Source organism: Marinimicrobium sp. C6131 (assembly GCF_026153455.1).
Lineage (GTDB): Bacteria > Pseudomonadota > Gammaproteobacteria > Pseudomonadales > Cellvibrionaceae > Marinimicrobium.
In genome coordinates this window covers 2,169,844-2,190,663 of sequence record NZ_CP110629.1, presented here as the reverse complement: position 1 = coordinate 2,190,663, position 20,820 = coordinate 2,169,844, and the positions used below count along the sequence as shown (strand labels likewise).

At 60.9% G+C, this 20,820-nt stretch carries 19 protein-coding genes; 14 read left to right on the top strand and 5 right to left on the bottom strand.

Annotation, left to right across the window (positions count from 1 at the left end; genetic code table 11):
* Positions 1-5 precede the first annotated feature (5 nt).
* Positions 6-1,073 (bottom strand): aminoglycoside phosphotransferase family protein, encoded by a 1,068-nt coding sequence (locus tag OOT55_RS09435; protein WP_265365631.1) that lies wholly within the window; start codon positions 1,071-1,073, stop codon positions 6-8.
* 260 nt (positions 1,074-1,333) lie between these two features.
* Between OOT55_RS09435 and OOT55_RS09430 the strand changes: the two genes are divergently transcribed.
* The 8 genes from OOT55_RS09430 (at position 1,334) to OOT55_RS09395 (ending at position 10,171) form a co-directional block, all read left to right on the top strand.
* A complete protein-coding gene (locus OOT55_RS09430) occupies positions 1,334-3,913 on the top strand; it encodes an LPS-assembly protein LptD (RefSeq protein WP_265365630.1) in 2,580 nt (859 codons plus the stop codon).
* A gap of 22 nt (positions 3,914-3,935) precedes the next feature.
* Positions 3,936-5,240 (top strand): peptidylprolyl isomerase, encoded by a 1,305-nt coding sequence (locus OOT55_RS09425; protein ID WP_265365629.1) that lies wholly within the window; start codon positions 3,936-3,938, stop codon positions 5,238-5,240.
* Between the two features lie 17 nt (positions 5,241-5,257).
* Positions 5,258-6,247, top strand: a complete 990-nt coding sequence (gene pdxA / locus OOT55_RS09420; RefSeq protein WP_265368815.1) for a 4-hydroxythreonine-4-phosphate dehydrogenase PdxA — start codon at positions 5,258-5,260, stop codon at positions 6,245-6,247.
* Positions 6,244-7,089 (top strand): 16S rRNA (adenine(1518)-N(6)/adenine(1519)-N(6))-dimethyltransferase RsmA, encoded by an 846-nt coding sequence (gene rsmA / locus OOT55_RS09415; RefSeq protein WP_265365628.1) that lies wholly within the window; start codon positions 6,244-6,246, stop codon positions 7,087-7,089. The genes pdxA and rsmA overlap by 4 nt, the downstream gene beginning before the upstream one ends.
* 64 nt (positions 7,090-7,153) lie before the next feature.
* Positions 7,154-7,525 carry a Co2+/Mg2+ efflux protein ApaG gene (gene apaG / locus OOT55_RS09410; protein ID WP_265365627.1) on the top strand — a complete coding sequence of 124 codons (372 nt, stop codon included), beginning with the start codon at positions 7,154-7,156 and terminating at the stop codon, positions 7,523-7,525.
* An 11-nt stretch (positions 7,526-7,536) separates the two neighbouring features.
* Positions 7,537-8,361 (top strand): symmetrical bis(5'-nucleosyl)-tetraphosphatase, encoded by an 825-nt coding sequence (locus OOT55_RS09405; RefSeq protein ID WP_265365626.1) that lies wholly within the window; start codon positions 7,537-7,539, stop codon positions 8,359-8,361.
* 119 nt (positions 8,362-8,480) lie between these two features.
* The gene (locus OOT55_RS09400; RefSeq protein WP_265365625.1) at positions 8,481-9,188 is read left to right on the top strand and encodes a putative porin; all 708 of its coding nucleotides are present in this window, start codon (positions 8,481-8,483) and stop codon (positions 9,186-9,188) included.
* A gap of 131 nt (positions 9,189-9,319) precedes the next feature.
* Positions 9,320-10,171, top strand: coding sequence for a LysR family transcriptional regulator (locus OOT55_RS09395; RefSeq protein ID WP_265365624.1), 852 nt, complete (start codon positions 9,320-9,322; stop codon positions 10,169-10,171).
* On the opposite strand, the gene OOT55_RS09390 is transcribed toward OOT55_RS09395, so the two are convergent.
* On the bottom strand, positions 10,168-10,380 hold the full coding sequence (locus tag OOT55_RS09390; RefSeq protein WP_238559225.1) for a PA3496 family putative envelope integrity protein: 213 nt from the start codon (positions 10,378-10,380) through the stop codon (positions 10,168-10,170). The two genes, OOT55_RS09395 and OOT55_RS09390, sit on opposite strands and share 4 nt — an antisense overlap.
* Between OOT55_RS09390 and OOT55_RS09385 the strand changes: the two genes are divergently transcribed.
* Genes OOT55_RS09385 through OOT55_RS09370 form a run of 4 tightly spaced genes read left to right on the top strand, consistent with a single transcriptional unit; the run spans position 10,367 to position 13,079 of the window.
* Positions 10,367-10,546, top strand: coding sequence for a hypothetical protein (locus OOT55_RS09385; RefSeq protein WP_152521658.1), 180 nt, complete (start codon positions 10,367-10,369; stop codon positions 10,544-10,546). The genes OOT55_RS09390 and OOT55_RS09385 overlap by 14 nt on opposite strands.
* A 3-nt stretch (positions 10,547-10,549) precedes the next feature.
* Positions 10,550-11,032 carry an ATP-dependent zinc protease gene (locus tag OOT55_RS09380; protein ID WP_322113804.1) on the top strand — a complete coding sequence of 161 codons (483 nt, stop codon included), beginning with the start codon at positions 10,550-10,552 and terminating at the stop codon, positions 11,030-11,032.
* A gap of 20 nt (positions 11,033-11,052) precedes the next feature.
* Positions 11,053-11,961: a 30S ribosomal protein S6--L-glutamate ligase gene (gene rimK, locus OOT55_RS09375; protein ID WP_265365623.1), complete on the top strand. Its 909-nt coding sequence runs from the start codon at positions 11,053-11,055 to the stop codon at positions 11,959-11,961.
* A 5-nt stretch (positions 11,962-11,966) separates the two neighbouring features.
* Positions 11,967-13,079, top strand: a complete 1,113-nt coding sequence (locus OOT55_RS09370; RefSeq protein WP_265365622.1) for a succinylglutamate desuccinylase/aspartoacylase family protein — start codon at positions 11,967-11,969, stop codon at positions 13,077-13,079.
* A gap of 227 nt (positions 13,080-13,306) precedes the next feature.
* Here the strand turns inward: OOT55_RS09370 and OOT55_RS09365 are convergent, their stop codons facing one another.
* Positions 13,307-15,598, bottom strand: coding sequence for a putative bifunctional diguanylate cyclase/phosphodiesterase (locus OOT55_RS09365; RefSeq protein WP_265365621.1), 2,292 nt, complete (start codon positions 15,596-15,598; stop codon positions 13,307-13,309).
* A 303-nt stretch (positions 15,599-15,901) separates the two neighbouring features.
* Complete coding sequence (hisC, locus tag OOT55_RS09360; RefSeq protein ID WP_265365620.1) at positions 15,902-16,963, bottom strand: histidinol-phosphate transaminase; 1,062 nt, start codon at positions 16,961-16,963, stop codon at positions 15,902-15,904.
* A 643-nt stretch (positions 16,964-17,606) separates the two neighbouring features.
* Here hisC and OOT55_RS09355 point away from each other — a divergent pair.
* Positions 17,607-18,803, top strand: a complete 1,197-nt coding sequence (locus tag OOT55_RS09355) for an aromatic amino acid transaminase (protein WP_265365619.1) — start codon at positions 17,607-17,609, stop codon at positions 18,801-18,803.
* Between the two features lie 30 nt (positions 18,804-18,833).
* Here OOT55_RS09355 and OOT55_RS09350 read toward each other — a convergent pair whose 3' ends face one another.
* The gene (locus OOT55_RS09350; protein WP_265365618.1) at positions 18,834-19,961 is read right to left on the bottom strand and encodes a DUF3530 family protein; all 1,128 of its coding nucleotides are present in this window, start codon (positions 19,959-19,961) and stop codon (positions 18,834-18,836) included.
* 99 nt (positions 19,962-20,060) lie between these two features.
* Here OOT55_RS09350 and rpe point away from each other — a divergent pair, with 99 nt between their 5' ends.
* Positions 20,061-20,741 carry a ribulose-phosphate 3-epimerase gene (gene rpe, locus OOT55_RS09345; RefSeq protein ID WP_265365617.1) on the top strand — a complete coding sequence of 227 codons (681 nt, stop codon included), beginning with the start codon at positions 20,061-20,063 and terminating at the stop codon, positions 20,739-20,741.
* The last annotated feature ends 79 nt before the right edge of the window (positions 20,742-20,820 follow it).

The window sequence follows — 20,820 nt, the reverse complement described above, 5'->3', positions numbered from 1 at the left end:
GGCTTTCACGGGGTGGTCTCGCCCGCCAGTCGGTAGTCTTCGTACCACGCCTGGCCCTGGGCCTTGGGCAGCACTCTGTGCTCAAACCAGTAGCGAAAATCGGCCAGCTCGGGGTAGTGGCTGGCGACCTCGAGAATATAGCGAATGACCAGAGGCAGGTGCTTTAGATACTCGGGCTTGTCGTCACGTAGGGCCAGGCGCGAAAAAATACCCAGCACCTTGAGGTGACGCTGCAGCCCCATCCAGTCGAACCACTGCAGGAACTGGCTTTCGGTCACGTCGTCCAGCAAACCGATGCCGCAGGCCATATTGCCGTAGCCCAGGGCCCACTGGCGGATCTGGTCGGCGGGCCAGCGGATGTAGCAGTCGCGCAGCAGCGACACCAGGTCATAGGTGACCGGACCCCAGACGGCATCCTGAAAGTCCACGATGCTCATACAGCCGTCGGGCCGGATCAGCAGATTGCGCGAGTGATAGTCCCGGTGGACGGCCACCTGGGGCTGTTCCAGGGCGCTCTGCTCCAGTCGGTCAAACAGGTCCTCCAGCAATGACCGCTCTTCGGAGGACAGATCCATCCCCAGCATGCCTTCGAGGAACCACTCGATAAACAGGTTGAGCTCCCGGCGCAGGAAGGCCTGGTCGTAGGGCGGGAAGTGCTCACTGCCGGGGGTCTGCTGCAGGGCGAGCAGTTGCATCAGTGCCTCGCCATACAGGGCCGTGGCGGACTCGGGCTGTTGGCGCAGCGCGCGGTGCAGCAGCCGGTCGCCAAAATCTTCCAGCAACAAAAAGCCGTTTTCGGGGTCTACCGAGGCAACCTTGGGAACGGCAATGTGGTGGTTGAGCAGGTGCTGGGACAGCTCGGCAAAGCGGCCGGCGTTCTCCTGCGGAGGCGGGGCATCGACGGCCAGCAGGGACGGCTCGGTATTCAGACGATAGTAGCGGCGAAAGCCCGCATCGCCGTTCAGCGGAGTGAACTGCAGCAACTCCGGTGAGCTGTGGGCATGCAGCTCGGCCAATTGGGCTCTGGCCCAGCGTTCCAGTTGGTCCTGACGAGCCGCGAGCGGGTCGGTCATGAGGCGTCCTCTTTATTTTGAATACAGCGTATTGAGATTCTAACCCGGTTTGACCGAGAGAAGTCAAAGCCGGGAGCGGCAAAAAAGGTTGAATCCCGGGCTTTCATTCCATGACCGGGCTTATTCAAGTAGAATTCCCGGCGTTTCGCACGGTTCCTGTCACTGGCCCAACCGAGCCTGAGGTGCCCAGGCCACGAGCCAGGTCGATACCAAGGCCAGGTCAATACCCAGATAGTCCCAATACCGAGATCGTTAGTTACATGGATTCAGTCTATTCGCTTTTTCGCTCAGCACGGTCGGTCCCTGGCCGTCGCTGGCTCTGCTGTCTGGTGCTGGTGGCCAGTCCCCAGGTGCTTGCCCAGGCGGGTGATGACGGGATCGGTGAGGCTCAGGAGCGCGACGCCGAGGCCAGAGACCTGGACTGGGTGCCGGCCGAGGCGCTGACTGACGCTCAGAGAGAGGCGCTGCCCACCGGCTGTTGTGGGGCCTATGTGGCGCCGCCGCGGGACGACGCCGACGCCAATGTCGCGCCCGACCAGGCGGCGACCCGGTTGCGGGCGGACCGCTCTGAGTCCCGAGGACAGACCCAGCACACTCTGGAGGGGGATGTGCGGGTGGTCCAGGGAACCCGGAGCCTGCGGGCGGATCGGGCCGAGGTGGACCAGACCACCCGCGACGCGAGGGTTTCCGGGGATATCCAGATTCGGGAGCCCGGGGTGCTACTGCGCAGTGAGTCGGCCCAGATGAACCTCGACAGCGGCGATGCCGAACTCGACGACGCCCGCTTTGTGTTCTATGAAACCCGGGTGCGTGGTCGAGCCGAGCGGCTGACCAAGCTGGGCGATCACTTTATCGGCCTGGATGACAGCGCCCTGACCACCTGTGAGCCGGGTAGCGACGCCTGGAGTCTGAAAGGGCAGGCCATCAATATCTACCCGGAGCGCCATTACGGCACGGCCAGGCACGCCCGCATGGAAGTGTTCAATGTGCCGGTGTTCTATACCCCCTACCTGCGGTTCCCCATTGATGATCACCGTCAGACCGGCTTTCTGTTCCCCTCCCTGGGTGAGAGCCGGCGCAACGGGTTCGAGGCCTCCATTCCGTTTTACTGGAATATTGCCCCGAACCTGGATGCCACCATTACCCCGGAATACATGTCCAAGCGCGGGACTCTGTGGGGACTGGAAACCCGCCACCTGTCCCGGCATTTCGAAACCCGGGTGAGCGGCGGCTTCCTGGATGAAGACGAGAACCGCTACAGCGGGGTGCAGCGGGATGTTGCCGATGAAGAGGGCGATGACCTCAACCCCTACTTTGGCGAGTCGCGCTGGCAGTACCAGATACTGCAGCAGGGCGGTGCGGGTCAGCGCTGGAGTACGGAAATCGACTACACCGCGATCAGCGATAACGACTACCTGCGCGACCTGAACAGCAGCGGTCTGGATGTGAACCGAACCGCCCAGGTGGCCAAGCGGGCGAGGGCCACCTATCAGGGGGATCACTGGCTGCTGGGGATCAAAGGCGAGGAGCTGCGCGCGCTGAGCACCGCCAAGTGGCCGCACCGGGAACTGCCCCGGATCAACGCGGACGGCCGCTACCAGTGGGGTGACTGGGTGCTTGGCCTGAATAACGAGTACACCTATTTTGATGTGAACAGCACGTTCGAGAACGACAACCAGGAGTTTATCGATAACCTGTTGGTGGGTGAGCGGTTCCGCACCGACTACAGCCTGACCTGGGACAAGGACTGGGTGTGGGGCTTCTTCAAGCCGAGCGCGATTGTCAAAAGCCTGAGCTATCAATTCGACGAGGATCGGCTGGCGGAGGGGGCAGAGCCCGATCCCAGTCTGGTGGTGCCACAGGGCACACTCGACATGGGCCTTTATTTCGAGCGGGACGGTCAGTTGTTCGGCAAGGGGTTCCTGCAGACCCTGGAGCCCCGGTTGTTCTACTTTTACAGCGACTTTGAGGACCACAGCGACCTGTTCGGGGTAAGCCGGAACAATCGTCCGGTCCTGTTTGATGCCAAGCCGCTGACCTTCCAGTACAACCAGCTGTATCGCACCTCCCGCTTCGCGGGCGGGGACCGGATAGAAGACGCCAACCAGCTTTCCGTGGGGCTGACCAGCCGATTTATCGACCCCCTGACCGGGGTGGAGCAGATGAGCCTCAGCGTGGGCCAGATCCTCTACTTCTCCGACCGCCGGGTCGGGCTGAACACCCCGGACCTTGAGTATGACCCCGAGGAGAATCCGGATGCCGAGCGTCCCGAGGAGACCTACGAGCGCTCGGAGCTGGCCGGTCAGTTTACCGCCCGGGTGGGCGACCGGATCAACGTCAACGCCAATGTGGCCTACAACGAGTTTGAAAGCCGTCTGGGCAGCGCCAACGCCAGTGTCCGTTACATGGACGAGGCCGACCGCATTGTGCATCTGGGGTATCGCTACACCCACCGCCCGCCCTCTCCGGGCCTGGAAGACCCGACGGCGGTGCAGGCGCGGGCCCTGGACCAGGTGGATTTTGCCTTCCACTTGCCCGTGGCGGCACAGTGGAGCCTGGTCGGGCGGGCCAATTATGACTTTACCTATGAAAAGGAACTCGATACCTTCGTCGGACTCGAATACAACGACTGTTGTTACCGGGTCCGGCTGTTGGCTCGCCGTTGGCTGGACTTCGACTACACGCCGAACTTTCTGGAGCGGGTAGACGCTGACGATTACGACCAGAGCATCATTTTCGATTTTCAATTCAAGGGTCTGGGCAGTATCAACCGCAAGGTCAATGATCTGCTAGAAAAAGCCATTCCGGGCTATGGGCTCCGGGACGGCTCGATCCGCTAACCATTAGAGATAACTGACTGTTATGCATGCAAACCGGATTACCCAACGTCTGATTCCCGCTGTTCTGGCGTTGTTGCTGGCCAGCCCGCTGGCGTTGGCCGAAACCGAAATGCTCGACCGCGTGGTGGCCATCGTCGGAGAGGACGTGGTGCTCGAAAGCGAGCTGGAAGAACGTCTGGCGTCCATCAAGGCGCGCATTCAGCAATCGGACAGCAATCAGAACCTGCCCCCGGACAGTGTGTTGCGAGACCAGATTCTGGACCAACTGATTCTCGAGCGCTTGCAGATGGAGATGGGACGCCGATTCGGCATTGAAGTGTCCGACCAGCAACTGGACCAGACCATCGCGCGTATCATGCAGACCAACAACCTGACCGAAGCGCAGCTTCGGGCGGACCTGGAAAGCCAGGGGCAGACGCTGGAAGGCTTCCGGGACCAGATTCGCCGGGAAATGTGGGTCAACCAGATCCAGCAGGCAGTGGTGAACAGCCGGATCGACGTGAACGAGCAGGATATCGAAAGCTTCCTGGCCTCCACCGACGGCAAGTTTGCCACCTCCCCGAATTACCGCCTGGGCCATATTCTGCTCTCGGTGCCCAGCAGCGCCAGCGACGAGGAGGTCAGCGAGGTGCAGGAAGAGGCTAACCGCATCCGTCGGGAACTGGTGGACGGTGCCGACTTCGAACAGATGGCCATCACCCACTCCAACGACGCCAACGCCCTGCAGGGCGGTGAAATTGGCTGGCGAAAGCTGGAGCAGTTGCCGGAGCTCTTCGCCGACGTGGTTGCGGGGCTGGAAGAGGGCGATGTCTCCGAACCGGTGCGCAGTGGTGCCGGCTTCCATATACTGAAAGTGCACGAAACCCGCAGCAACACCGGCAACAGCATGGTGGAACAGACCAAGGCGCGGCATATCCTGATCAAGACCTCGGAGATTGTCGACGATGCGGCCGCCGAACAGAAGCTCAGCGAATTGCGCGAGCGGATACTGGACGGTGAGAGCTTTGCCGATCTGGCCCGGGAGCACTCCGAGGATATTGGCTCCATGCTGCAGGGCGGTGATCTGGGCTGGACCATGCCCGGTCAGATGGTTCCCGCCTTTGATCAGACCATGAACGAGACGGACGTCGGTGAAGTCAGCGAACCCTTCAAGAGCCAGTTTGGCTGGCACATCCTGATGGTCGAGGATCGCCGCGAGCAGGATATGAGTGAACAGATGATTCGCAACCAGGCCGCGAACATGCTGCGCGAACGTCGCTTCGACGAAGAGCTGCAGACCTGGCTGGCGGAAATCCGGGAAGAGATTTACGTGGAAGAGAAACTGTGACCGAGGCTCGTAACCCTTTGCGTCTGGCGTTGACGCCGGGCGAACCGGCCGGTATCGGGCCGGACCTGGCGGTACAGTTGGCCCAGTCAGAACGCACCGATGAAATTGTGGTGATCGCTGATCCGGAACTGCTCCAGGTGCGGGCCCGGCAGTTGGGGTTGCCTCTGGTGTTGCGGCAATTCAATCCTGCCGATACCGCGCAACCGCAGGGGCCGGGTGAGCTGACGGTGGCCCCGGTGCCTTTGCGTGAACCCTGCCAGCCCGGTGTTCTGAACCCGGCCAACAGCGCCTATGTATTGCAGACCCTGGATTTTGCCATCGCCGGCTGTCAGGCCGAGACATTTCAGGGGCTGATTACCGGGCCCGTGCACAAAGGAGTGATCAATGAAGCGGGTATTCCGTTCAGCGGTCACACCGAATACCTGGCGGACAAGACCGGCACTCGCCGGGTGGTGATGATGCTCGCCACCGAAGGGCTGCGAGTGGCGCTGGCCACGACCCATCTTCCCCTGCGGGATGTCGCCGATGCCCTGAATGAAACACTGCTTACTGAAGTACTGGATATTCTGCATGGCGATCTGCAGCGGGATTTCGGTATTGCCGAGCCGCGCATTCTGGTGTGTGGGCTCAACCCCCACGCCGGGGAGGGCGGACACCTGGGCCGGGAAGAAATCGACCTGATCGAACCGGTGCTGGAGAAGCAGCGGGCCAAAGGTCAGACACTGATTGGTCCGCTACCCGCCGATACTCTGTTCACTCCCAGGCATCTTGAGCAGGCCGATGCGGTGTTGGCGATGTATCACGATCAGGGGTTGCCGGTGCTGAAGTACAAAGGTTTTGGACAGGCGGTGAACGTCACTTTGGGGCTGCCCATCATTCGCACCTCGGTGGATCACGGGACGGCGCTGGATCTGGCTGGTACGGGTCGAATCGATTCCGGTAGTCTGCAGACCGCCCTGAATTATGCCCGCACCATGGCGGCGGCCCGCTTCGGAGGTCGCCCATGAGTCGACCGGGTAAGCAGCGAATGGGCAATGGCGAGGCCCCCCATCGTGCCCGAAAACGGTTCGGTCAGAATTTTCTGGTGGATGGCAATGTCATCGACCGCATTGTCGGGGCGATCAATCCCCGGCCCGGCGAGTTACTGGTGGAAATTGGCCCCGGTAAAGGCGCGCTGACGGCCCGCCTGGCGGACAAGACCGAGCATCTGCGGGTAATCGAACTGGATCGGGACCTGGTGCCCTGGTTGAAAGTGCAGTTTGAAAAGCACCCGGATTTTGAACTGTTTCAGGCCGACGCGCTGAAGTTCGACTTCACCGCGTTGATGAATGACGGGCAGCCGCTGAGAATTGTCGGTAACCTGCCGTACAACATTTCCACCCCGCTGATCTTCCATCTGCTCACCTACACCGGGCAGGTGAAAGACATGCACTTCATGCTGCAGAAAGAGGTGGTCAAGCGCCTGGCGGCCGGTCCGGGTGAGAAGGCCTATGGTCGACTGGGCATCATGGTGCAGTACGACTGTCAGGTCGAGCCGCTGTTTGAAGTGCCCCCGGGTGCCTTCGACCCGGCTCCGAAAGTGGACTCCGCCGTCGTCCGGCTGACGCCCCACGCCCGGCGACCGTTTACCGCCACCAACCGGAAAACCCTCGCACAACTGGTCAATGTCGCCTTTCAGCAGCGGCGTAAAACCCTGCGCAATGCGTTGAAAAATCTGGTTGAGCCCGAACAACTGGACCAGTTGCCGGTGGACGCCAGCTTGCGCCCGGAAGCCCTGTCACTGGAAGACTATGTTCGTCTGGCCAACGCCATTGATACCTTGAATTCGGCGTCTTTGCCCCAACAGTAAGAGGCAGATTCCGCCTTCAAGGGTGTCGCCCTGGCGAGCCCGTACTCTGGAGTGGCCTGGCACTATGACGCACAACATTCGGGTTTCCGTAAAACCCGCCTACATTGAACAGCAATCCAAACCTGCCGAACACCGTTTCGTGTACGCCTATACCATCACCATTGATAATCAGGGCGATGTTCCCGCGCAACTGATCGGTCGACACTGGGTGATCCGCGACGCCGAGGAGAAAAAACAGGAAGTGCGTGGTATCGGGGTCGTCGGAGAACAGCCTCACCTGCCGCCGGGCAAGCGCTTTACATACACCAGCGGTGTGATTCTGGACACCGAGACCGGTATCATGGAGGGCAGTTACCAGATGAAGACCGAGGATGGCCAGCTGTTCGACGTGCCCATTCCCGCCTTTGCACTGGTACCGCCGCACGCGATTCACTGACCGGAGCGTTCATGAGCACCTATGCCATCGGGGATATTCAGGGATGCCTGGGTCCACTTAAACAGTTGTTGGATCAGGTCAACTTCGACCCTGCGGAAGATCGGCTATGGATAGCCGGCGACCTGATCAACCGCGGCCCCAGCTCACAGGAAACCCTGCGGTTTCTTTATCAGATGCGCGACCGTCTGACCGTGGTGCTCGGCAATCACGACCTGCATCTGATTGCGGTGGCGCGGGGGCATCGCGCACCGAACAATAAAGACACGCTCGAGGATATTCTGGGCCACGAAGAGCATCCGGAATGGATCGAGTGGTTGCGTTACATGCCGTTGCTGCATCACGACCCGCAGCTGAATTTTGTCATGACCCACGCCGGTATCCCGCCGCAGTGGCATCTCGAACGGGCCAAGGCCCATGCCCGCGAAGTCGAAGCGGTTCTGCAGAGCAGCCAACTGGATGATTTTCTCGCCCATATGTACGGTAACGAACCAAGCCAGTGGAAAAACAAGCTGTACGGTATGGATCGGTTGCGGATGATCACCAACTATTTTACCCGCATGCGCTTTTGCACCGCCGATGGTGAACTGGACCTGAGCAACAAAGGTGATGCCGGTTCCCATCCCCCCGGTTTCGCCCCCTGGTTTGCCCACCCGAAACACAAGTGTCGCAACGAACGGATTCTGTTCGGTCACTGGGCGGCCCTGGAAGGCAAGGCTGATGCACCCAATGTGTTTGCGTTGGATACCGGTTGTGTCTGGGGCGGCTCGCTGACCGCTATTCGCCTGGAAGATCAGAAAACTTTCCGTTGCGATTGCTCGCTGTTGAAGAATTTGTGAACTGTGCACCAAAATTGCACAGGGAGTGTGACAAACTGAGTGCCGCCAATTAGAATGCGTCCCGCGCATCGCCCGATGCGTTTCTGATTGGACAATTGATGTACACAAAAGGAGCACTCATGAAAATCAAATCTCTGGCACTGGCAACCGCTTTTTCCCTGACGTCTGGCTTGGCGATGGCAAACAGCTATCAGGCCGAAGTCGGCGCAAGTTACACTGATGTCGAAAATGGCGATGGCGTTTTTGGCATGTACGGCGAATTCCATTTTTCTCCGGTACAGACTCGCAATCATCCGCTGGCGGAAGCCGCTTTTCTTGAGCGCTCTTCCAATGTGTATGCGGCGGCTGATGATGACTTTGATGCGTTGACCGTGGGCGGTGAACTGTATGTTCCCGACACCATGTTCTACGTCGGTGGTCGAGTGACCCGGGTTGACAACGCGGCCGGTGATGAAACCACCGCTTATGCCACGTTGGGCCTGACACCGATCGATGGCCTGTTGGTTACCACCGAATTCTCTGAAGATGGCTACGATGCCAACATCAGCGCCAAGTATGTGACCAGCCTGGGTGGCGGCAACTTCGTCAACCTGGAAGGTACCTATCAGGATACTGATCTCGACGATGACATCCTGTCTCTGGGTGCGGACTTCTATTTCGATCGTACCTGGAGTGTCGGGGCCGGTTATACGGACTTTTTGGGTGACGACCAGTTTACCCTGCGTACCGAGAAGTTCTTCACCAATGAAATCAGCGGTCGTCTGTCGTTCACCGACTCCGACGCGGCTGGTAATGTATTCACCATCGGCGGTGCCGTTCGTTTCTAAAAAACAGAAACGGTGGTGATGTCAAAAAAACCCGGCCCGGCCGGGTTTTTTTGTGTCTGAATCTCGGCTTACCCTTGCACTTGCGAGATCACACCGCTAGATTTCCCCTACACCACTGACCGGGGGCGACCGTGGATATTGAATTGCTCAGAACCTTTCTGGAGGTGACCCAGACCCGACACTTCGGGCGTGCCGCCGATAAACTGTTTATCACTCCGGCCGCGGTCAGTGCCCGTATTCGCCAGTTGGAACAGACCCTGGGTGTGACGCTGTTTTTTCGTACCCGGGGCAATATCCAGATGACCGCCGAAGGGGAGCGCCTGCTGCCCCATGCCCACCACTTGTTGGAAGCCTGGGCGGACACCCGACGGGAGCTGGCCCGGGAAGCCGAACCCGACCGCCATCTGAGTCTCGGGGCCACCCCCGGACTTTGGCAGTTTTTACTGGCGGGGTTGCCTGCGCGACTGCAGCGGGAACTGCCGGATCTGATGCTGAGGGCCGAAGCCTGGTCGCCCGATGAATTGCTCGACCGACTGCTCGCCGAGCAACTGGACCTGGCTCTGCTATATGACCTGTCGGGGGACGGCGCACTGAGATCCCGGCGTATCGGCCAGGTGCGCCTCGTCTTGTTCAGCAGTCTGCCAGAACTGGATGTGAAGTCTGCACTGGCCGACGGGTATGTTTCGGTGGACTGGGGCGCGGCCTTTGCCCTGTTTCAGGCCAAGCGCTTTGGCGAGGTGACGGCCAGCTTGCATACTAACCAGGCCAGTGTGGCGCTGGCGACCTTTCGCGAGCGAAAGGCAAGCGCTTACTTACCAGAAGAGTTGGCAGGCGAGGGGGTTTATCCGGTAAGGGGAGCGCCCGAGTTTACCCGGCCCCTGTACGCGGCGTTTCGACCGGAGCAGGAGTTCAGCCCCAGTGTGCAGCGAGTGCTGGATGTGTTGGTCGAGGGCGATGCACTATCGCCCTCTCAATCCTCTTAGAAATCGAGTTCCCATAGATCGTCACAGCCGAGCTCTTCCTTCAGCCGACGCCGTTCCAACCGGTCTTCGATCTTCCGGCGCATATCCAGAATATGTTGGTTGGCCTCGCGGCCTGTCAGCTTCACCGGCTCCTCGTCGTTCTCGGCCTCGGTGGGCATATCGTTGATGTAGTCGGTATCGTCATCGGAATGATCAATGTTCACAGCCATGGACATCTCCAGCGTAAGAAATGACAATGCACAAGCGGGTTGTGTCATGAGCCAGTTGGTTCATGCCGCTAACCACCAGGCCATGTGGCGCTATTTACCACGGGGAGTGCCGATGGCAAAGCAAAAAAAATTTGCCGTCATCCCTAATTTTTCTGATCCTGAGTGAGCAGTGAGGAAATCAGTGGATATCCAGGACAAGACCGTGATCGGCTGGCGCGAATGGGTGCGGATGCCCGCCCTGGGCCAGGCCGAAATCAAGGCAAAAATCGACACCGGAGCGCGCACCAGTGCGCTGCACGCCTACTTTGTGGAGCCCTTTGAGCTGGATGGTCGCCCCTGGGTGCGCTTCGGGTTACACCCTCGCCAGAAGGATACCGAGGTGCAGATCGAGTGCGAGGCACCGGTGATTGACCAGCGTCGGGTCACGGACTCCGGTGGTCACGCCGAAATGCGCTACGTCATCGCCACCACCATGGTGCTGGGGGATCAGGCGTTTGAGGCCGAGGTGACCCTGACCGACCGGGAGAATATGCTGTTTCGAATGCTGCTCGGGCGCGGCGCGCTCAAGCCGCGCTTTCTGGTCGATAGCGACCAATCCTTTCTGCTGGGGGGCTCCAAGTTCCAGCCCCCCGGTGAACTGAACCTTTCCTGATTTGAGCCATTGGACCGTCTATGAAAATTGCCATTCTGTCGCGCAACCGTCGACTGTACTCCACCCGACGCCTGATTGAAGCCGCCGAGGAGCGCGGCCACGAGGTGCGGGTGCTGGATATACTCAAGTGCTACATGGATATCACCCCGTCCAACCCGAGTATCTGGTATATGGGCGAGAAGCTCGACGGGTTCGACGCGGTCATTCCCCGCATTGGCGCCTCGGTGACCCACTACGGCCTGGCGGTGATCCGTCAGTTTGAAATGATGGGCGTCTACTGCCTGACCGAGTCCGTCGCGCTGGGGCGCTCCCGGGACAAGCTGCGGGCCATGCAGCTGTTTTCCCGCAAAGGGCTGGGCATGCCGCGCACCAGCTTCGCCTACCACGTGCACAACACCAAAGACCTGATCAAACTGGTAGGCGGCGCGCCGCTGGTGGTCAAGCTGTGTGAAGGCACCCAGGGACGCGGTGTGGTGCTGGCGGAAACTGCCAAGGCGGCGGAGAGTGTGATTGAGGCCTTCCGCGAGCTGCGCGCCGAGTTCCTGGTGCAGGAGTTCATCAAGGAAGCCGGGGGCAGCGATATCCGCGCCCTGGTGATCGGCACCAAGGTGGTGGCGGCCATGCAGCGCACCGCCATGGAAGGGGAGTTCCGCTCCAACCTGCACCGAGGCGGTAGCGCTCAACTGGTCAAACTGACGCCCTCTGAGCGCCAGACAGCGGTGAAGGCCGCCCAGACCATGGGGCTGTCCATCGCCGGTGTTGACCTGCTGCGCTCCAGCCGGGGCCCGCTGCTGATGGAGGTCAACTCCTCGCCGGGTCTGGAAGGTATAGAAGGGGCCACGCACAAAGATGTGGCCGGCGCGATCATCAAGTTTGTCGAGGAAAACGCCAAGCCCAACAAAACCCGCACCCGGGGCGGTAAAGGGTAACGTCTATGGCCAGCTCCTCACCCGCCGCCAAAACCGACCCGGGCCGACGCGCCCGGGAAAAAAACCGTACTCTGGACATCGGTGGCGTCCAGGTCGCGCCGGGGGAGCGCACCTCGGTGGACATTCCTCTGGCCGCCATGTACACCCACTCGGATGTGGAGATGACCGTCCATGTCATCAACGGTCGTCGGCCCGGCCCCTGCCTGTTTGTCAGCGCCGCCATTCACGGCGATGAACTCAATGGTGTGGACATCATCCGCCGGCTGCTCAACTACAAACAGCTCAATCAGCTGCGCGGCACCCTGATCGCGATTCCCGTAGTCAACGTGCACGGCTTTCTCAACCAGTCCCGCTACCTGCCCGACGGCCGGGACCTGAACCGCAGCTTTCCGGGCAGTGAGCGGGGCTCACTGGCCGGGCGGGTGGCAAATACGTTTGTGGGCGACATCCTGAAAAACTGCACCCACGGTATCGACCTGCACACCGGCGCCCGCCATCGCAGCAACCTGCCACAGATCCGCGCCGACCTGAGCTCGGACGAGACACGCAATCTGGCCATGCAGTTCGGGGTGCCGGTAGTGCTCGATGCCAAGCTGCGCGATGGCTCAATGCGTGAGGCGGCCGCCGACATGGGCATTCCCCTGTTGTTGTATGAAGCCGGGGAGGCTCTGCGCTTCGATGAGCTGAGCATCCGTGCCGGTGCCCGGGGTATCATCAATGTCATGCGCGAGCTGAAAATGCTGCCCCAGCGCAAACGCCCGGCCAAAATCCCCCAGGCCGTGGTCGCCTCAGACAGCCGCTGGCTGCGCGCGCCCACCAGTGGTGTGATGCGCTCGCGGGTGCAGTTGGGGGCGCGGGTCAAGAAAGGCGATGTGCTGGGGATGATCGCGGACCCGTTGGGGCTGAATGAATCCCCGGTGCTGGCACCCGCCGAGGCCATCGTGATCGGCATGACCCACCTGCCGCTGGTCCACGAGGGCGAGGCACTGTACCACCTGGCGAATTTCCACCGCCGCACCGGCAAAGTCGCCTCCGAGGTGCAGGGCTTCCACGAACATTTCAGCGATCAGGAAGAAGAACCGTTCTTTATCGGATGGGATGATTCGTTGGAGAATTGAGTTGGGTTACGGCGGATGCGCTTCGCTTATCCGCCCTACGCAACCTCCGTGTTATTTTTCGAAACGTTACGTCGGCACTGAGGGCTGCGGAGGGGAAACCCTTTCAAGACCGTGGAGCGGGGGACCCGCGATTCGAGCCTACAGGGATGTATTAACGGCGTGTCTTGAAAGGGTTTCCCCTCCGCAGCCCGGACTCAGCTACTACCACCAATTGCCGTACGAAAAAATCACGCTAACGTGTTCAGCTTCACCACATTGCCGTCAAAGGCGAAGTGCTTTCCCACAAAGCGTGCCTCGAACTGCCGGGCGGTGAGGGGCTTGGAGAACAGGAAGCCCTGGCCCTGATCGCAGCCCTCATCACACAGCCAGTCCGACTGAGCGGGTTTCTCTACCCCCTCTGCCACCACCGACAGCTGCATGTTGTGCGCCAGACCAATGATCGACTTGGCAATGGCCGCATCGTTCGGGTCGCTCTGAATATCGTGAATAAAACTGCTGTCGATCTTCAGCTTCTGAATCGGGAAGCGCTTCAGATACGCCAGGGACGAATAGCCCGTGCCGAAATCATCAATCGCCAGATACAGCCCCATCTGATTGAGTTGCTTGAGCTGATTGATGGTCTCACCGGCGTGCTCCATGGCACAGCTCTCGGTGATCTCCAACTCCAGATACTCCGCCGGTAAGCCGGTTTCCCGCAGAATGCTTTCCACCTTCTCCGGGAAATTGCGCTGGCGGAACTGGCGCGGTGACAGATTCACCGCCATGCGACCCACTTTCTTGCCCGAGTCCAGCCAGCGCTTCTGTTGGTAGCAAGCCTGGCGCAGCACCCACTCGCCAATGGGCGCGATCAGGCCGGTTTCCTCGGCCAGGGGAATGAAGTGGGCCGGAGAGACCAGACCGCGTTCCGGGTGCTGCCAGCGCACCAGCGCCTCCACATCCATCAGCTCGCCGGTTTTCAGATCGATCTGGGGCTGATAGTGCAGAATCAGCTGCTCCTGCTCCACCGCCCGGCGCAGATCGTTTTCCAGTAGCAGGTAGTTGACCGCCGTGGCGCTCATGCCCTTGGCGTAGAACTGACAGTTGTTTTTGCCCGCCTCTTTCGCCTTGTACATGGCGATGTCGGCGTTCTTGAGCAGCTCGTCGGTATCGGTGCCGTCATCCGGGTAGACGCTCACACCGATACTCACGGTGGTGGTGATCTCGTGACCGGCAATCTCCAGCGGCCGGGCCAGGGTCACCAGCAGCTTGTTGGCAATGAACACCACATCTTCCATGTCGTGCACGCCTTCGAGTACCACCACGAACTCATCGCCGCCCAGACGGGCCACGGTATCCATGTCGCGCACGCCTTCGTTCAGGCGCATGGCGATGGCTTTAAGCAGCAGGTCCCCGGAGTCGTGTCCCAGGCTGTCGTTGATGTTCTTGAACCGGTCGATATCCAGCAACATCAAGGCCAGTTTGCTGTTGCTGCGTTGGGCTCGGGCCAGGCCGTGATAGATGCGATCGTAAAACAGGGAGCGGTTGGGCAGGGCGGTGAGCGAGTCGTGGAAGGCCATGTAGTTCAGGCGCGACTGCTGCTCCCGCAGGGCGTTTTCCGCCAGCTTGCGCTCGGAGATGTCGGTGCAGATGGTACAGACACCGAACACGTCGTTATTCGGGTTTCTGAGGGGGAATTTCACCATCAGATAGGTGTGCAGGCTGCCGTCCTTGTGCATCAGCTCCAGTTCGGTCTCGAAGGTCTGCTGCTTGTCCTGGGTGGCCAGGTCAATGTCCCATAGCGCCTGGGCGACTTCCTTGGGGTAGACGTCGAACACGTTCTTGCCGACAAACCCCTGCTCGTCGACGTTCTGCAGCTGTTTGTAGTGTTCGCTGGCGAGCACCACATTGCCGTTCAGGTCCTTGACCGAAATCAGGGCCGGGGAGTGGTGCAGAATGGCGTGCAGGTAGGTCTCGCTGGCCCAGAGGGCCTGCTCGGCCAGGCGGTGACGCTCGCTCTGCTCGTCGTGGCGCCACATTTCGATGATTTGCCGGGCCAGCAGGCCGCTGAAGGCCCATACGGTATCCAACTCCTGAACGCTGCGCTCCAGAGCGGGCAGATCGTCCTGGCTTTCCAGATAGAAGGCGGCGATGGGCTTGTCGTGCTCGAAAATGGGGTAGAGATAAGCGGAGCGGGTGCCCTTGGGGGTGATGTCGTGACCCAGGCGGACAATGGCGCTGCTGTCCAGGGCGATGGGCTGGCCCTCGGAGAAGACGCGTTCAATCTGGTTGTGGGGAAAGCCTCGGAGCTTGTTCAGGGCGGTGGCGACGGTATCGACTTCGGGCTGTTTCTGGGCGTTCAGGCGGGCGATGGATTCGACGAAGAGTCGTCGGTCCCGCTCTATGATCAGCGCGGCCCGGCTCACCGCAGGCTTGGCCATGACCAGCTTTACTAGACGTTCGGCGATTTGTTTGTGGTTCAGGTCGGTGAACAATCGTTGGAAACGCTTGATCAGTTCAACCGCCGTCAATTTCGTCTGCATAGTCGCCCAGTTTGGGTGGTCTTCGTGGCTAACATCAAACTCGACCGCCGGTCATTACGGCGTGTCGGTTTCAGCTCCTTGTACAAGGCGCCTTGCTCCTGGTGTTCCGGCTCGCGTTGCTTTACGTGCCAGATAGCGCCAATCTATAAAATTCTTTTGCAATACGCAAGAAATCCTGACGCGCGTATTGATCGAATGACCCCAACGACCTGTTGTTCAGGTTATTATTTTTTTTCATAAGACCTGCATCATAAGCCGCCTTTGGCGCAAGAATCAAGGCCCGATTGGCGGCTGTTGCTTTGTTCAGGAGAGGATGGCCTTGAGCGCGGTGATCAGCGCCTGCATTTCGGTGTCGCTGCCGATGGAGATGCGCAGGTACTCGGACAGGCGGGGTTTGTTGAAATAGCGGACGATAATGCGGGCGTCGCGCAGTTGGCGGGACAGTTCGGCCGCGTCCTCACCCTCGGGAACGCGGGCGAAGACAAAGTTGGCTGCCGAGGGCACGGTCTGGAAGCCCAGCTCCTGCAGGCGAGCCTCGGTCCATTCCCGGGTGGCGATGACCTGATCCCGGCACTGACGGAAATAGTCGTCATCCTCGATGGCCACAATGGCGGCGGACTCGGCCAGGCGATCCACCGGGTAGGAGTTGAACGAATTCTTGACCCGCTCCAGCCCCTCGATCAGCTCCGCCGAACCCAGGGCGAAACCCAGGCGCAGGCCGGCCAGCGAGCGGGATTTGGACAGCGTCTGGGTGACCAGCAGGTTGGGGTAGCGGTCCACGAGTTGCGCCGCGCTCTCGGCCCCGAAGTCGACATAGGCTTCGTCGATCAGCACAACGCTATCGGTGTTCTCTTTCAGCAGTGCCTCAATATCGCTCAGGGGCAGTGCTCGCCCGGTGGGCGCATTGGGGTTGGGGAAGATGATGCCACCGTTCTCTCGCCGGTAGTCGGCCAGATTGATGCTCAGGTCGTCGGCCAGGGGCAGCATTTCATAGTCGATGTCGAACAGCTGGCAGTAGACCGGGTAGAAGCTGTAGGTAATGTCCGGGTAAAGCAGGGGGCGCGGCTGCTGGAAGAAGGCCATGAAGGCAAAGGCCAGCACTTCATCGGAGCCGTTGCCGACGAAGGTCTGTTCGGGTTTGAGCCCATAATAATCGGCGATGGTCTGCTTGAGGGCGCTGGAGTTGGGGTCGGGGTAGAGGCGCAGTTTGTCGATGGCCCCATCGGTCAGCACGTCCCGCACCCGGGGGGAGGGCGGAAACGGACTTTCGTTGGTGTTGAGTTTGATCAGCCCATCAATTTTGGGCTGCTCACCCGGCACATAGGGCTCAAGCTCACGGACCCGCTCACTCCAGAAACGCGACATGTAAAGACCTTCTTTGGGGTTATGTCAAAGGCACCATTATACATGAGGTGGTTTTGAGTTCGCGCTTCGTAGTAGGTCCGGCTTCCTTGGGGTATACCGTTTGGAGACCCGGAGTTTTCATCACGTCCGGGCCGAGGAGGGGAAGCCCTTTCAAGACACGCCGTGAACCCATGATGTGCATGGATGCACGAATGCCGCGATGGCATGGATGCCATAGAGCGGCCCCTGGGGGCTCGCCTCGCGGAGTCCCTCCGCTTACGGTCTTGAAAGGGCTTCCCCTCCTCGGCCCTCAGTGCCACATTTAACTCAGGGCAGTTGCGATTTGCTCCGGATCGCGGGACCGACTCGCCCCACGGATAGCACGGCAGGTTGCGTAGGGCGGATAAGCGCAGCGCATCCGCCGTAACCCAAGGTGCAGATTAAAAGGTGCTAGCTCCCGAAACGTTACGCTTGCACCGCGGAGGCTGGGTAACCCCTTGTGAGACCGTCGCCTGCCTGGACGGCAGGCGATCGAGCCCCCAAGGATGGGTTTACGGCGTGTCTCACAAGGGGTTACCCAGGCGGAGCAGCCTGTACGAAGCGCCCACGTTTGGAACTTGTCCTCTGTATAATGCCCCCAACCAATAAACCTCAGGAGCCCCGCATGTTCGAATCCCTACCCAAGCTACCCAACGACCCAATCCTGGGACTGAGCATCGCCTTTCGTGACGACCCCAACCCGGAGAAAGTGGATCTCGGCGTTGGGGTATATCGCGATGCGTCCGGCAACACCCCGGTGATGGCCGCGGTGCATGAAGCGGAAGCGCAGCTGCTCAAAGCGGAAATCACCAAGGCCTACACCGCTCCGGCCGGTTATCCGGGCGCGAACGAGGCGGTGCAGGAGCTGGTATTCGGGCCGGAGCATCCCGCACTGGCGGCGGGCCGGGTCGCGACCGTGCAGACCCCGGGTGGCTGCGGTGCGCTTCGGCTGGCGGCGGAACTCATTCAGCGGGCCAGAAAGGGCGCCCGGGTCTGGGTCAGTACGCCCACCTGGGCCAATCACGTGCCGCTGCTGGGCAGCGCCGGACTGGAGCTGAAAGAGTACCCCTATTACGATTTCGAGCGACATACGCTCGACTTTGACGCCATGATGGCGGCCCTGGCTCAAGTGCCCGCCGGGGACCTGGTGTTGTTGCACGCCGCTTGCCACAACCCCTGTGGAGCGGATCTGACCGAATCGCAATGGCGTCAGGTGACCGAGCTGGCCCGTGAGCGCGGTTTCGTACCCTTTATCGATATGGCCTATCAGGGTTTTGGGGAAGGCCTGGAGGCCGATGCCTTCGGACCCCGCTGGATGGCGGAGCAACTGCCCGAAGTGCTGGTGGCGGTGTCGTTTTCCAAGAACTTCGGCCTGTACCGGGAGCGGGCCGGTGCCCTGGCGGTGGTGGGGGCCGATCGTGCCCGGGCCGAGGCGGTGCAGTCGCAATTGCTCAGCGTTGCCCGGGGGCTTTATTCCATGCCGCCGGCCCACGGCAGTGCTCTGGTAGCGGGTATCTGGTCGTCCGGCGAGCTGCGCCAGCGCTGGCAGAGCGAACTGGATGAGATGCGCGGGCGGATCCAGACGCTGCGCGAAGCGCTGGTGGGTTCGCTGGCCGAGGCGGTTCCCGGTCGGGACTTTGGCTTTATCGCCCGGGAGCGGGGCATGTTTTCGTTTCTCGGCCTGACCGAGGCCCAGGTAGGTCAACTAAAGGAGCGATACAGCATTTACATGACCGACAACAGCCGCATCAACGTTGCCGGGTTGAATCTGGACAAGGTGGAGTCTGTCAGCCGGGCCATCGCCGAGGTGTTGCGGGGCTGAGGCTGGCGTCACGTTGTTGGTGGCGGCGCACTAGCGCGGCGGGTTCAGGCGCACCTCCCGGCCTTCGGCCTGACGGTGCATGAACCCCTGAATGCGACGCACCCAGAAGCTGCGTTCATCCTCCGGGTCCCGGGCGTCGGGGCGTCCAATCACCAGCGTCTGATAGTGCTCAAGGCGGAGCCGGCGCGCGCTGTCCCGGTGGCGACGCTGTTGTTCGAGCGTGGCCGCGTCGGGGCCGAGAAAGACATCCAGCAGGGGCAGCTCCGGAACCGCAAACAGGGTGTCGAGCTGGGCGCTGTCCAGGGCCAGGGTTTCGCTCTGATTGACCAGAATCAACGCCCGGATGGGGCCGGACAGCGGGCTTTCGCCGGTACCGGGCGGCTCGCCCCGAGCCCCCGCTTCCAGTTGTGGGCGCAATACGGCCATCACCTCGGGGGCACTCATCGGATCGACCAGCACCACCAGATTGCCCTGGCCATTGGTATCGAGCCAATTGAGTGCGGCGTTGACTCGCTGCTCAATGCGCGTCCCATGCTCGGGCAGTGGTGGTTCTTCGTCCGGCTCCTCCGCCTCATTCGCCGGCTCGACCGTGGCTGTTTCGGCGGTTTCGTCGTCCGCCTCCGCGGTGTCTTCTTCAGCGGCTTCTGTGTCGTCGGGGGTATCCGGCGATGGCTCCGGGGGCGGGGGGAGGGTTTCCTCCGGACGTTCGGGAACTGGCGCCTCGGGCGGCAGCGGCAAAGTGACAGCGAGGGTGGCCCAGCCGTGGCGAGGCAGTGCCTGACGAAGATTGGCCAGCGGCGCCGGCCAGTGGGGCGGGTTTTCCGCACTGTAAAACAGCAGTAGCGCGCCTTTGGGCTCGGCGGCCGCCGGGCGGAACAGGGCGAGGGATTCGTTCTCCGGCGCGGGCAGAGGCAGCCACCGGGCATCGTCGGGGAAGCGTTCGGCCAGCAGCCTCTCATTCCGCTCCCGGCGCGAGGCATACTGCGGCGGTTCCGGTTCGGGTGGGGTTGCCGCCGGGGGGGATTCGGCGGCCTCCTCGTTGCCCTCGTCGTCCGGCGCCTGGCCGTTCTCGTCCTGCGCCCATGCCGGTGCAATCAGCAGAGTCAGGATCGGGCCCCAGAGAAGCCGTCGGGCGAGGGTGATATCAATGCGGGGCATGGGCGGTTTCCGTTGGCTGCCTATCGGGGTGCATCTTTGGGTACAATGACCGACTGATTCCAACGATCAAGACCTCTATCAACCATCATCGGACAATTTATGCAGAACTTGAAGCGGGATTACAGAATTGCCCCCTCGATCCTCTCCGCCGACTTTGCCCGGCTGGGGGAGGAAGCTGACGCGGTGCTGGCCGCGGGCGGCGACATGATCCATTTTGATGTGATGGACAACCACTACGTGCCAAACCTGACCTTCGGCCCCATGGTGTGCAAGGCGCTGCGCCAGTACGGCATCCGCGCCCCCATTGATGTGCACTTGATGGTGGAGCCGGTGGATGATCTGATCGAGAAGTTCGCTGAGGCTGGCGCCACCTACATCACCTTCCATCCGGAGGCCTCCCGCCATGTCGACCGCTCGCTGCAACTGATCGAAAATGCCGGCTGCAAGGCCGGGTTGGTACTGAACCCGGCGTCGAGCCTGGAGTTGGTCAAGCACGTGGTGCAGCGCCTGGATATGTTGCTGCTGATGTCGGTCAACCCCGGTTTTGGCGGGCAGAAGTTTATCCCCTCAACCCTGAACAAGTTGCGCGAGGCCCGGGCCCTGATTGATGCCAGCGGCCGCGATATTCGCCTGGAGGTGGATGGCGGGATCAATCTGGAAACCCTCAAGTCTGTGGCCGAGGCCGGTGCCGATACCTTCGTTGCCGGGTCGGCCATTTTCAACGCGCCGAGCTATGCCGAAGTGATCGGACAGATGCGTCGGCAATTGGCTGAAGTGTGATATTCATCCCCGCCGGGGCTGGCCCCCGGCGCCGGTTTTGAGTAAACTCAGGCTACGACGTATTGAGGAGAAGCACGTT

What these genes read in the sequence shown, in the direction of transcription:
- OOT55_RS09435 (WP_265365631.1), bottom strand. Translation starts at nt 1,073, where the DNA reads ATGACCGACCCGCTCGCGGCTCGTCAGGACCAACTGGAACGCTGGGCC.
- OOT55_RS09430 (WP_265365630.1), top strand. Translation starts at nt 1,334, where the DNA reads ATGGATTCAGTCTATTCGCTTTTTCGCTCAGCACGGTCGGTCCCTGGC.
- OOT55_RS09425 (WP_265365629.1), top strand. Translation starts at nt 3,936, where the DNA reads ATGCATGCAAACCGGATTACCCAACGTCTGATTCCCGCTGTTCTGGCG.
- rsmA (WP_265365628.1), top strand. Translation starts at nt 6,244, where the DNA reads ATGAGTCGACCGGGTAAGCAGCGAATGGGCAATGGCGAGGCCCCCCAT.
- apaG (WP_265365627.1), top strand. Translation starts at nt 7,154, where the DNA reads ATGACGCACAACATTCGGGTTTCCGTAAAACCCGCCTACATTGAACAG.
- OOT55_RS09405 (WP_265365626.1), top strand. Translation starts at nt 7,537, where the DNA reads ATGAGCACCTATGCCATCGGGGATATTCAGGGATGCCTGGGTCCACTT.
- OOT55_RS09400 (WP_265365625.1), top strand. Translation starts at nt 8,481, where the DNA reads ATGAAAATCAAATCTCTGGCACTGGCAACCGCTTTTTCCCTGACGTCT.
- OOT55_RS09385 (WP_152521658.1), top strand. Translation starts at nt 10,367, where the DNA reads ATGTTCACAGCCATGGACATCTCCAGCGTAAGAAATGACAATGCACAA.
- OOT55_RS09390 (WP_238559225.1), bottom strand. Translation starts at nt 10,380, where the DNA reads ATGGCTGTGAACATTGATCATTCCGATGACGATACCGACTACATCAAC.
- rimK (WP_265365623.1), top strand. Translation starts at nt 11,053, where the DNA reads ATGAAAATTGCCATTCTGTCGCGCAACCGTCGACTGTACTCCACCCGA.
- OOT55_RS09370 (WP_265365622.1), top strand. Translation starts at nt 11,967, where the DNA reads ATGGCCAGCTCCTCACCCGCCGCCAAAACCGACCCGGGCCGACGCGCC.
- OOT55_RS09365 (WP_265365621.1), bottom strand. Translation starts at nt 15,598, where the DNA reads ATGCAGACGAAATTGACGGCGGTTGAACTGATCAAGCGTTTCCAACGA.
- hisC (WP_265365620.1), bottom strand. Translation starts at nt 16,963, where the DNA reads ATGTCGCGTTTCTGGAGTGAGCGGGTCCGTGAGCTTGAGCCCTATGTG.
- OOT55_RS09355 (WP_265365619.1), top strand. Translation starts at nt 17,607, where the DNA reads ATGTTCGAATCCCTACCCAAGCTACCCAACGACCCAATCCTGGGACTG.
- OOT55_RS09350 (WP_265365618.1), bottom strand. Translation starts at nt 19,961, where the DNA reads ATGCCCCGCATTGATATCACCCTCGCCCGACGGCTTCTCTGGGGCCCG.
- rpe (WP_265365617.1), top strand. Translation starts at nt 20,061, where the DNA reads ATGCAGAACTTGAAGCGGGATTACAGAATTGCCCCCTCGATCCTCTCC.